Here is an 11,946-nt window from a genome sequence, read left to right as displayed (position 1 = left end):
GTCAACAATTTTAAAACTTTCTTCTCTCTACAGGGCTAAGTTAAACCACAAAATTGCGATCGCACTTAGCTCTTATCCATTATGCGAATTGCTAAACCAGTGTCGGGATCGAAGAAATGTAGTTTGTCTATAGCCAGAGATAGCCATATTTGTTCGCCGATTGATACAGCGCGATCTGGTGGTATTCTCACTTGAATAGCAGCAGCAGATGAATTGGGAGTGCTAACAGAAAGGTAAGTTTCGTTGCCTAAAGCTTCTATTAGGTCTACTTGGACTGGAAGATTGGTAGGTGCAGCTTCACCCAAACTTAGATGTTCTGGGCGAATACCTAAAATTAGCGGCTGGCGCTCGTATTTTTTGAGAGCCATTTCCCAAACTTCAGGGAGGGTAAAACGAAATAAAGGATGGAAAATAAATAATGGCGCGTGGAATTCTACCTGTAAAAAATTCATTGGCGGCGAACCAATAAATTCAGCAACAAACTTAGTAGCCGGACGATTGTAGAGTTCTAGGGGATGAGCTACTTGTTGCAATTGACCTTTATCCATTACCGCAATGCGATCGCCCATTGTCATTGCTTCAGTTTGGTCGTGAGTTACGTATATAGTCGTCGTTCCTAATTGGCGCTGTAATTTAACTATTTGGGCGCGAGTTTCGGCGCGGAGTTTGGCATCTAAATTAGAAAGCGGTTCATCCATCAAAAAAACTTGCGGATTGCGGGAAATTGCCCTACCTAATGCCACGCGCTGTTTTTGTCCGCCAGATAATTGTTTGGGCAATCGATTTAATAAGTGTTCGATTTGCAGCAGCGAAGCAACAGTTTTTACTCGCTTATCTACATTTCGTTCGCGATCGGTAGTATAACGTAAGGGTTTGGGAAGATTGCGCGTCATTCCTACAACCAAATTTTCTGCCCAGATCCCCCTGTGTCCCCCTTGTCCTCCTCTCCCCGTACGCCTTAGCCCGAAAGCAATATTGTCATAAACGCTCATGTGGGGATAGAGAGCGTAATTTTGGAACACCATCGCAATATCCCGCGCCTTGGGAGGTAAATCGTTAACCAAAGCATCGCCTACCCAAATATTGCCCCCAGTCATTTCTTCTAGACCAGCAATTAAGCGCAGTAGAGTGCTTTTGCCACAACCTGAAGGTCCGACAAGCACCATAAACTCGCCATCATTCACCGTCAAATTGATGCGCCTTAGAACATTAACTTGATGAGGAGATTCTACTTGCTTATCTTGAATATCCACAGCAGCAAGAGGAGATGGAGCTACTACAGAGGCGACAGCTTCAGCCTTAGCAGCAGCGGGAAAGCTTTTATAAACGTTTTCTAAAACAACCTGCGCCACAATCTTTTTTTAGCTGGTGTGCAAAATAACCTATTCGCTGAATTTAGGCAGATAAAAATGCCATTGACTGACTTTACCGCAATTTAAGCCAAACAGAAAATCGTGCCGCAAGCGATCGCCTAAATAAAGCACAGTCATAACAAGAAAATTTACATCTGCAAACTAACTTGACCCCAACGGCAAAACAGTAACAGAGACAATCTTCTCATCGCGATTAAGCAGAGATAGGCGATCGCCCGTACCATCCTTACCCGTAGCACTAACAGCATCTATTGGGACTTGCAACAGCCGTCGGTCAGTAGTCACAGCCAACACAGCCCCATTAGGAACCAAAACCATACTAGCCAAAGCATCAGCTTTACTACTAAAAGATAAAGCCTGAGTACCAATCCCACCACGATCCGCTCTACGCAAAGATCGCAGAGGCATTTGTTTGGCATAACCAAGCTGAGAAAACAGCACCAAATTTTCCTCAGCATCCGCCCCAGTCACGCAACCAACCAACCGTTCGTTCTTCCGCAACCGCAAAGCCTGCAACCCGACAGCAGTACGCCCCATCACTGGCAATTGCTCGTCATCAATCCTAAAACGCAGCAACCGCCCCCCACCAGTAGCCAAAATCGCCTCATCACCAGGACTGACAACCCGACCAGCCAACAAGCGATCGTCATCCTTAAACTTGATCGCCGTCAAACCCCGACCGCTCAAACCAGCCAACTCAGCCAAAGCCAACCGCTTGATCCGTCCCAACCGAGTCACCAAAACCAGTCCAGCAGCATCAATATCATCTGGCAACAAAAACTGAGAAATAATTCCCTCACTAGCAGCAGACAACAAACTCACCAAAGGAACACCCCGTCCCGAAGCGCGAGAAACCAAAGGCACATCACCAACCCCAACTGGATACACCTTTCCCCCACCAGTCAAAACCAGCAAATCTTGCCCAGTATTTGTCACCTCCACCTGCACAACACAATCATTTTCCCCTAACCCATTAACCTTTTTGCCCTTTTGCCCATTCCCCAACCGCCGCACATACCCCCGCAAACTAAACTCCAAAACAGCCTCTTCCTTTTCCTCCACCTTGGCGTTTTTCGCATCTTCGCGGTTTATTCTCTCCGCCCGCAAAACCTCCTCACTCACCAACCGAGTCCGCCGCGCATCCCCATATTTGCGCTTCAAGCCCCGTAAATCCTTCTTTAGAGCCTTCAGCAACTCCCGACGATCTCCCAAAAGCCGCCGCAAAACCTCAATTTCCCCACTCAAGCGCTCAAACTCCGCCTGCAAATTCTGCTGCTCCAGCCCAGTCAACCGCCGCAAAGGCATAGCCAACACAGCATCAGCTTGCACCTCACTTAACCCCAGACGCTCCTGCAAAGCGATCTTCGCCGAACTACCATCAGCCGCCCCCCTCAAAATTGCGATCGCCTCATCCAGCCCAGCCAAAGCCTTTAACAACCCTGCGACAATATGCACGCGCCCTTCCGCTTGCGCCAACTGGTACGAATAAAGGCGACTCAAAGTTCGTTCGCGGAAGCGCAAAAACTCCTCCAAAAGATGCCGCAAACTCAACTGTCTAGGTTGCCCATCCACAATCGCCAACAGAATCGCCCCAAAATTGGTTTGCAAAGCACTTTGCTGGTATAAATTATGCAACACAGCTTGAGGATTAGTATCGCGCCGCAGTTCCACCACTACGCGCATCCCCTCGCGATCGCTTTCATCGCGAATATCGGAAATTCCCTCTAACTTACCCTGATTGACCAACTCCGCCATTTTTTCAATCCAGCCAGCCTTATTTACTTGATAAGGCAACTCAGTCACCACAATTGCTGTCCGCCGCTTGTTGCCGCGACTAGCGGGAATTTCCTCAACTTTAGCTACCCCACGCAGCACAATACTTCCCCGCCCTGTAGCGTAGGCTTCCTTGATGCCGCTGTTGCCAACAATTTCGCCCCCAGTGGGAAAATCGGGACCTGGAATTAACTCCCACAACTTTTCATCAGGCAAATCGGGGCGATCGATCAAAGCAATCAAACCATCTACTATTTCACCCAAATTATGCGGCGGAATATTAGTTGCCATTCCTACAGCAATTCCCGCACAACCATTGAGCAGCAGCAACGGCAATTGAGCGGGTAAAACTACAGGTTCTTGCTGAGAATTATCAAAATTACCGATAAATTCAACAGTTTCTTCGCCAATATCAGCCAACATCGCCTCATGGCTAATTGAAGCTAGGCGAGTTTCTGTATAACGCATCGCCGCTGGCGGATCGTTATCTACCGAGCCAAAATTACCGTGTCCAGCCAGCAGCGGGTAACGGCTAGAAAAGTCCTGTACTAGCCGCACCAAAGCCTCGTAGACAGATTGATCGCCGTGAGGGTGGTATTTGCCCAAAACATCGCCTACTACCCGCGCACACTTACGATAAGGGCGATCGGGAGTCAAACCCAATTCGTGCATGGCGTACAAAATTCGCCGATGTACTGGCTTCAAACCATCGCGCACGTCTGGTAATGCTCGCCCAACGATTACACTCATGGCATATTCTAGGTAGGAGCGCTGCATTTCTGTATGCAAGGCTGTGGTGATGACCTGTCCCGTAGAGAGAAGGTTTAACTGTTTTGCCATGAGTTGTTCCTGTCTAGAGATACAAAGATAAGTTTGGTGAATTATTTTGCTAATATTCAAGCGCAAGTTTTTTAGGTAAGTAGCAGTAAAACTTGTGCTTAACTAGAGGCAGTAATACAATCTGTCTCTATTTTTAAAGATGCGCTAATTTTAGCCATAGCTGCAATATTTGCCACTAATAATATTTAATAGCTTGCAACCAGTAGATATGAAAACTGTTTTGATTGTGGAAGACGATCCAATTAACGCCCGCGTGTTTTCCAAAATTTTGACCAAACGTGGCGGCTTAGAGGTTAAGCACACGGAAAATGTGGAAGAAGTGCTCCAAATTGCGACAAGTAAGCAGGCAGACATTATTTTAATGGATGTTTCTCTTCAGCGCAGTGTTTATCAGGGTAAGTCTGTAGACGGCATCAAAATCACCCAGATGTTAAAAGCAGACCCCAAAACAGCAAATCTGCCGATTATTTTAGTCACAGCCCATGCTATGGAAGGCGATCGCGACAATTTTCTCAAAAAAAGCGGCGCTGACGGTTATATTTCTAAGCCAGTCGTCGATCATCAAGAGTTTGTCGAGCAAATTCTCGCCCTGCTGCCTAAAGATTGAACGTAACTGGATTTTATTGTAGTGCAATTGTACTAACAAATTACTATAAAAAACCCCCTGCCAAATTGGCAAGGGGTAAATATTTCCCGCAAAAATCGTTAGAGGCTAGACATAACCTCGCGTGCGGCTGCTAAAGTTTGATCGATATCAACTTCAGTATGAGCTACAGAACTAAATCCCGCCTCAAACTGCGATGGTGCTAAGTAGATACCTCGCTCCAACATCCCGCGATGGAAACGACTGAACTTATTGAGGTCGGATTTTTTAGCATCTTCGTAATTGTGGACAGGTCCTTCAGTAAAGAACAAGCCAAACATCCCGCTAATTTGACCGCCACAAGCTGCATGACCAGTTTCTCTAGCGATTTGCAACAGTCCATCAGCTAGTTTTTCGGTAATTCGGTCTAGATACTCATAAGTACCAGGCTTTTGGAGCAATTCTAAAGTTTTAATTCCCGCAGTCATCGCCAGAGGATTGCCAGAAAGTGTCCCAGCTTGATACATCGGTCCTGCGGGTGCAACCATCGACATAATATCGCGCCGACCGCCGTAAGCGCCTACAGGTAAACCGCCACCGATAACCTTACCCAAGGTAGTCAAGTCGGGAGTAATGCCAAACTTTTCTTGAGCGCCGCCGTAAGCAATTCGGAAGCCTGTCATGACTTCATCAAATACTAATAAGGCTCCATTTTCGCGAGTTAGCAAGCGCAATCCTTCTAGAAAACCAGCATCGGGGGCAATAAATCCGGCATTTCCTACTACTGGTTCTAAAATTACCCCAGCAATTTGGTCGGGGTTTTCGGCAAATAAAGCTTTAACTGCCTCTAAATCGTTATAAGGTGCTGTCAAAGTATTGGCGGTAGTAGATTTAGGCACTCCTGGCGAATCTGGTAAACCCAAAGTAGCAACGCCCGAACCTGCTTTCACCAGGAACATATCAGCATGACCGTGATAGCAGCCTTCAAACTTGATAATTTTGTCGCGTCCGGTAAAAGCCCGCATCAAGCGCAGTACCGCCATACAAGCTTCAGTGCCAGAATTGACAAAACGTACCATTTCAATGCTGGGAACGGCAGCAATTACCATTTCTGCTAGCACGTTTTCTAAGACGCAAGGCGCACCGAAGCTAGTGCCTTTTTCCAAGGCTTCATGCAGCGCCCCAATTACTTCAGGATGGGCGTGACCGCAAATTGCTGGTCCCCACGTACCTACATAGTCGATATACTGGTTGCCATCTACATCCCAAACATACGCACCCTTAACGCGGTCAAAGACAATTGGTTGCCCGCCTACTGACTTAAATGCCCGTACTGGCGAACTTACGCCTCCAGGCATCAAATTCTGTGCAGCAGCAAAAATTTCTTGTGATTTGGTAGTTTTAATGCTGGTATTAACCAAAGTTTTCTCCTAAAAATGGCAAGAGCGAAAAGTTTGTCTGTAAAAGTGTTGTTTCCTTGGTTGCAGAATTTCTATGTCAATGAATTATCAAGTCTACAAAAATAAGATTTTGTTAAATCAAAATCCAGACTTACCATTAGAAATTCAAGCACGTCGATTGGAAGCTTTGCAAGATTTGTATCGGGTTGTTTATAACTCGGCGATTAGTAAGGCTATCTAAAGCAAACTCGCTGTGTTGCTGCTAGTGCCGGAAGAATGTAATCTGCTAGAGATATAAGCTTATTGGGATAAACACATTTAGCACGTTTTAGCTGGTCAACTCCAATGGTATCGTGGACAAATGAGTTATTGCCTGGAATGCCAGCAGCTATGTCTTTTAATCAAAATTTATCCGCTCAAGCTATCCCAGTTGATAAGATTCGCTACGACGATCGCGGTTTAGTCCCTGCGATCGTTCAAGATTATTTAGATGGCACTGTGCTGATGATGGCATGGATGAATCAAGAGTCATTGCAAAAAACTCTAGATTCTGGAGAAACTTGGTTTTGGAGTCGTTCGCGCGGTGAATTATGGCACAAAGGCGCAACTTCTGGGCATATTCAAAAAGTCCGCAGTCTGCGCTATGACTGCGATAGCGATGCTTTATTAATTGGTGTCGAGCAAATAGGCGATATTGCTTGTCATACTGGAGAGCGCAGTTGTTTTCATCAAGTCGATAGCAGCATTACAGTACCGCCAGCAGATACACTGTCGGAATTATATAAAGTAATATGCGATCGCCGCGATAACCCTACGCAAAGCTCTTATACTTGTCAGCTATTTGCTGCTGGCGATAACAAAATATTGAAAAAACTAGGCGAAGAGACAGTTGAGGTCGTGATGGCTTGCAAAGATGACGAGGCAGATGCGATCGCAGGTGAAGTAGCCGATTTGCTCTATCATACGCTTGTAGCCTTAGCGCACCATCAAGTAGACATCAAAGACGTTTACCGCGAACTGCAACAAAGGCGGCGCTAGGGAGACAGTGACCAGTAACCAGTGACCAGTGACCAGATGAATACTATAAAAGTATGTGAGTTTCTGGCTTAAGAGCGATTTTGATATTTCAGTTGAGGTTGAATACCACGCTTATAAGTTTTACTGGTCAAAGGTAACTCTATTAACTATTAGAAAGTAAAGGTGGTACGGAGTAAACCTACTACGGCAGTATCATTGTTGCTGTTACCTTCGGGATTGAACAAAACAAATGCTCCAGGAGTAATACTGACATTGTCACTGACTCTGAAGCGGTAGTAAGCTTCCAAATGATAAGGAGTTGCTCTATCTTCCCCAGGTAGTTGAGTCACAGCATCGCCACTAGCATCAGACCGATATAAAGGTTGTCCAAACAGCAAACCTGCATTATTGCCTTCAGCGAACAAATCGCTAAAATGTAAGCCTACCATCCAACTTGTAAACGTAGTTTCAGCATCAACAGCTTCAGGCGCAGCATCAACGAAAATTGCCGCTCCATACCCAGAAAGAGCCACCTTGGGCGCAAATCGCCAAGTTAAAGTACCGCCTACAGAATTGAGCTTAACAGGAGTCCCTGCTGGCAATCCGCCTAAAGCTCCAATATCCGCGTTTACTAACCCCGTTCCTAAAATGTTGATTTCGTGGTAGCTATTGGCATAATTCAGCCCAATATCTAGACTTCTGCTCGGTTTAATTGTCAATTGAGCCGCAACTACGCTACTACCGCTAAATAATCCTGCTCCCAACGGCGTACCAGAGACACCTGGAAGAACTTCAGGGGCTTCGGTTGGAATTGCCGCATTAACACTACCATACAACGCCGTCAAGTTGATGGCATCAGAGACATTCCAGATGAAGCCAGCAGCAGATGCTAAACCCGAACCTGAAGTACCTCCTGATACACGCACTACAGGGTTATAACCTGCAAATCGTGAAACTGCTTCTTGTCCTTCATTCGCAAAAGGTGTAATTGCTGGAAAAGCATCAGTTGTCTCTGCTGCTGTTCCTGCAAACAAGGTTACTTTACTAGCAACTGGAAAGACGTAAAGCAGCTTGTACAAAGAAAAACTATTGCTACCAATAGCAGACAAGTTTTGCGGATTAACGCCAGGAAATTGCGGTTCAAAGCTTAGTTTTGCACTACTACTACTCAATCCCAACCCGTCGGCTAAACCTAACGAACCGCCAATACTGCTGTCGCCGCCTTGGAAGTTATAAGCTTGTAAGCCTGTAATTAAGGCATCTCTACCAGTAAAGCTGCTAGTTAGATTCAAGCGTGCGCGGTTAACCAAAATGATATTAGGGTCATCATCAGCAGCCCCACCTGTAGCCGCGATTGGCGCTAAGATTACTTCCCCACTTAGTTTAGTAGTAGTAGAAAACTGATTAGCTTCTAGTTCAGCATTCCGTACTTCTAATGTATCTACGCGCCCGCGCAGGGTAGCTAATTCAGCCGCAAATTCTTCTTGCAAGCGCTGCAATGTAGCTAAATCTTCTTTACTTACTAAGTCGCTTGTCGCAGTAGCGATTAATTCGTTAACTCTGTCTAAACAAGCATTTAAGCCAGCAGCAAATTCATAACGCGTTAGCGCCCGATTACCTCTATAAGTACCATCAGGATAGCCCGCAATACATCCGTAGCGCTCGACTAAAGATTGCAGTGCTTGAAATGCCCAATCTGTAGGCTGGACATCTGATAATTGCGATACAGATGTCACTTGTGCCATTGATTGAGATACTAATACTGGAGCGTCACTAAAAAGCGATCGCTCGTTTTGAGGACTTACTTGTTTTGATTCTGCAATATCTAACTTCTTAGCTGTTTTAGCACTAGCTGGTATTGTTACTAATGGTAATAATCCAGACAGTAAGCACAGCAAAGCTAATTGCTTAGAATAAACCAGCAAATACCTATTCATAAATTACTCCTCACACACCTAATATCCTAGTTGTTAGATTCAGGTCCCAACAACTATTGGTTTCTAAAACATTACTTCTAGAAAAGTGTACCAGAATTACAAAATAAAACTTTGTAATTTTAAATCTTTTACAAAATTAAATTAATTTAAATAGTTTTTAACTGCTATTAGCTAAAGGTATCAGGTATATTACATAGATAAATAATATACATCTTGTAAGATTTATCTATAGATAGACTGATTATTTGTCATAGAATAGCTTGGACTTGCTAGGTATCATATATATGGGCAGTACTTTTAACTACGGTTAATAGCCATACTCTTAGGCGACAAATCCAGTCTAAGTATTTTTATTATTTATTAAAAGCCGATCTAAATAATACAAAATTAGCAACAATATACCTACGCTAAAAGCCAATCCTAACCAAAAACTATCGGCAAACATAGGCGTTTTATCTAATGCCCAACCACCCAAAGGGGGACCAATAAAATACCCCGCCGCCCAGCACAAAGAACTCATGGAAAAATATACACCTAACTGCGAAGGCGGGGCTAAATTAGTAACCAAAGCTGAAGCAAAAGGCGTATAAGAAACGATCGCCAAGGAAAACAATCCCAATGCTAAAACTGCCCACATCAGTTGATTGCTAGCAGCAACACCTGTAACCCAAACTAAAACAAATCCTAATGCCCACATTAAAGCCGAAAAGCTGAGGGCTTGAGTATGACTAAAGCGCCGTAAACTACGCGCTATAGGTAGTTGAGTAATAATTGCTAAAGCTAGATGCCAGCCGAAAATAGCACTAATATTAGCTTCAGTAAAACCTGTCTTTGCTCCTAAAGATACAAAGTTTTTTAGATAAAGCGGTAATGTACTTTGCAGTTGGGAAACATAAGTAGTAAAAATTACATTAATTAGTACGTAAACAAGCAAGCGGCGATCGTGCAGGGCAATTAACCAGCTAGATTTGAGCGATACAGCCGATCTAGCATCCACTTGTCTGTAAGTCTCTTTAATGGCGAAATATACCACGCCAAAAAAGACGGCAAACGAAATTGCATCAATAATAAACAGCACTCGATAAGCTCCAGTAGTGCTAATTAACAATCCTCCCAATACTACCCCCATACCCATACCCAGATTGTCTGCAAGTCTAGTAATGGCATAAGCTTCATGACGTTGTTCTGTGGCTGTCAAATCTGCTACCACTGACTCGTTGGCGGGCCAATACAACCCTTGTCCCATACCACTAAGCAAATTACCAATAACTAAAATTAAAAAATCATTAGCACTAGCCAAAACTAGAGAAGCGATCGCGCTAATTGCCGCCGAAAGTAACAATGTCTTGCGCCGACCCCAAAACTGCGAATCTGAGAACGAACCGCCCAAAATCCGCCCGACGACTCCAGATATTGAAGCACTACCTAAGGCAAAACCGACCGCCGTTGCTGATAAGCCAACATGATTGACAAAAAATATTGGCGCGTAGAACAGAGTAAAACCAGTACCAACTTCAGATAAAAAACGACCGAAAGCCAAAATCCAGACTTGAGGATCTAGCTGAGGTAGCCACGAGGAACGATCTTTTGCGGGAAACTTCATTCAATCTTTAAGTACAAACACGTTTTACAAAGTTACAAAAGTAACTGTTTTGGGAATTATAAATACAGAGAAAGTACATTTGTGCCTAGGGCTATTGCTCAAGAGGTTTGCAGCAATTGAATTTACTTGTAGATGCACAGAAATTTAAGTTCTTTGGCTAAAAACCCCCGCTTTCCATCATGTACTCCTGCCCCTTTGACCTTTTTCCCTCTATATAAATGACTATTGGAATCTTAAAAATACTTGCTACAAGTGCGCTGCTTGTCGGCGTAGGTTATATATTGTGGCGCAGTCAATCGCCTTACACCAGAGTAAAATGTCGTTCAAAATTTAAACGCTACTTTAATACAGGAACAACTCAAACATATTATGGGCAGGAAGAACGCGTCAGTATAGAACGAGCTTCAGGGAAATTGCAAAAAAAGCTACTATTGCTATTGAACGGCGACGCTCTGGCGGCGACGCGACTGATGGAGCTAGCCAAAGCCCGCAATCCGCATAAATCGGTTAATTGGTGTGCAGAGAAAGTAATTTTTGACTTGCAACGCGATCGCGGTAGATATTAGTTTTCGTTTTGCAGCCAGGTAGTTACTTCCGTAAGCGCTGCAAAATCGAGCAAAGCTACAGCTAGTTCTTCTAAGCGATCGCTGGGTAGATTGCGAATCTGCTCTTGAGTTGTAGTATCAATACTACCAAAGCGGCGTTCTAGTAAACGTACAATCAAAGTTGCTTCTCCTAACTGCTGCCCTTTTCTGACTCCTTCTTGGAGAATTTGCTGATAAATAACTGATTCTTTCATGATGTCTTCTCTAAATAGTTGATTGATTAAGTTTTGCTCGAATCTCAAACCTGCTAAGATTTCTACACTTGCAGCTAAATTTTGCCGTTGCTCGACTGATTCAATAGTAGCGACTTGCGTGGCTACTCGCTCTAGTAAGTTTCTCGGTGAATTTGTCCTTGCAAGCGCGGCTAAGGGTAGTAAAGCATTATCGGCTAGTAGAGGGGCTGGATCTTGCTCCCACAGGCGGATTACTCTATAGCGATGCCATGTATTGGCGGCTGTAAATTCATTGACAAAAACTGCCTCAGAGGTTGTAGGTTTAAGAAAAATAATAATTTGTTCGATTGGACAGCGATATTGCCGATACAGTCGCAGCCAATAATCCAGCATCCGTAAGGGTAATGGCGGTTCTGATGCAGGTAGAGTTTGAAATTCTAGATGCAAGATTTGGTTAGAAGTTTGTAGTAATGTAACCGAGTCGGCGCGGATTGGTTCTAGGCTTAACTCAGTTTTTAGTACCCCAACTTCTGTTGTTGGCGTTGAAGATAGCCAACGGGTAAAACTTTGTGGGTACTCTTCAGCTAGATATTTGCAGATATTGTCGTAAGTCATAGCGAAGTCTACTTCATTTGCTAACCT

10 protein-coding genes are annotated in these 11,946 nt (G+C 44.3%); 4 read left to right on the top strand and 6 right to left on the bottom strand.

The genetic code is table 11. The annotated features are described in order from the left end of the window. Window positions 1-65 precede the first annotated feature (65 nt). Entirely contained in the window at window positions 66-1,352 is a 1,287-nt protein-coding gene (locus UH38_RS15100) for an ABC transporter ATP-binding protein (RefSeq protein WP_045055504.1), read from the bottom strand. 162 nt (window positions 1,353-1,514) lie between these two features. Continuing rightward, on the bottom strand, window positions 1,515-3,986 hold the full coding sequence (locus UH38_RS15095; RefSeq protein WP_045055503.1) for a DNA gyrase/topoisomerase IV subunit A: 2,472 nt from the start codon (window positions 3,984-3,986) through the stop codon (window positions 1,515-1,517). Between the two features lie 208 nt (window positions 3,987-4,194). Between UH38_RS15095 and UH38_RS15090 the strand changes: the two genes are divergently transcribed. Then, window positions 4,195-4,593: a response regulator gene (locus tag UH38_RS15090; protein WP_045055502.1), complete on the top strand. Its 399-nt coding sequence runs from the start codon at window positions 4,195-4,197 to the stop codon at window positions 4,591-4,593. A gap of 98 nt (window positions 4,594-4,691) precedes the next feature. Here UH38_RS15090 and hemL read toward each other — a convergent pair whose 3' ends face one another. Next, entirely contained in the window at window positions 4,692-5,990 is a 1,299-nt protein-coding gene (gene hemL / locus UH38_RS15085; protein WP_045055501.1) for a glutamate-1-semialdehyde 2,1-aminomutase, read from the bottom strand. Between the two features lie 73 nt (window positions 5,991-6,063). Between hemL and UH38_RS26340 the strand changes: the two genes are divergently transcribed. After that, complete coding sequence (locus tag UH38_RS26340) at window positions 6,064-6,210, top strand: hypothetical protein (protein ID WP_200892452.1); 147 nt, start codon at window positions 6,064-6,066, stop codon at window positions 6,208-6,210. A gap of 149 nt (window positions 6,211-6,359) precedes the next feature. Continuing rightward, window positions 6,360-7,007 (top strand): bifunctional phosphoribosyl-AMP cyclohydrolase/phosphoribosyl-ATP diphosphatase HisIE, encoded by a 648-nt coding sequence (gene hisIE, locus UH38_RS15080; RefSeq protein WP_045055578.1) that lies wholly within the window; start codon window positions 6,360-6,362, stop codon window positions 7,005-7,007. Between the two features lie 149 nt (window positions 7,008-7,156). Here hisIE and UH38_RS15075 read toward each other — a convergent pair whose 3' ends face one another. Next, window positions 7,157-8,923, bottom strand: a complete 1,767-nt coding sequence (locus UH38_RS15075) for an iron uptake porin (protein WP_045055500.1) — start codon at window positions 8,921-8,923, stop codon at window positions 7,157-7,159. 340 nt (window positions 8,924-9,263) lie between these two features. Next, window positions 9,264-10,526, bottom strand: coding sequence for an MFS transporter (locus UH38_RS15070; RefSeq protein WP_045055499.1), 1,263 nt, complete (start codon window positions 10,524-10,526; stop codon window positions 9,264-9,266). Window positions 10,527-10,744: 218 nt separating this feature from the next. On the opposite strand from UH38_RS15070, the gene UH38_RS24885 reads away from it, so the two are divergent. Further along, a complete protein-coding gene (locus tag UH38_RS24885; RefSeq protein ID WP_052672399.1) occupies window positions 10,745-11,092 on the top strand; it encodes a hypothetical protein in 348 nt (115 codons plus the stop codon). Here the strand turns inward: UH38_RS24885 and UH38_RS15060 are convergent. Further along, window positions 11,089-11,919 carry a DUF4351 domain-containing protein gene (locus UH38_RS15060; RefSeq protein WP_045055498.1) on the bottom strand — a complete coding sequence of 277 codons (831 nt, stop codon included), beginning with the start codon at window positions 11,917-11,919 and terminating at the stop codon, window positions 11,089-11,091. The genes UH38_RS24885 and UH38_RS15060 overlap by 4 nt on opposite strands. Window positions 11,920-11,946 lie beyond the last annotated feature (27 nt).

The organism is Aliterella atlantica CENA595 (assembly GCF_000952155.1).
In the GTDB taxonomy this organism is placed as follows: Bacteria; Cyanobacteriota; Cyanobacteriia; order Cyanobacteriales; family Chroococcidiopsidaceae; genus Aliterella; species Aliterella atlantica.
Note: the sequence above shows the minus strand (reverse complement) of the source record. Positions and strands in the feature narration are given on the sequence as shown.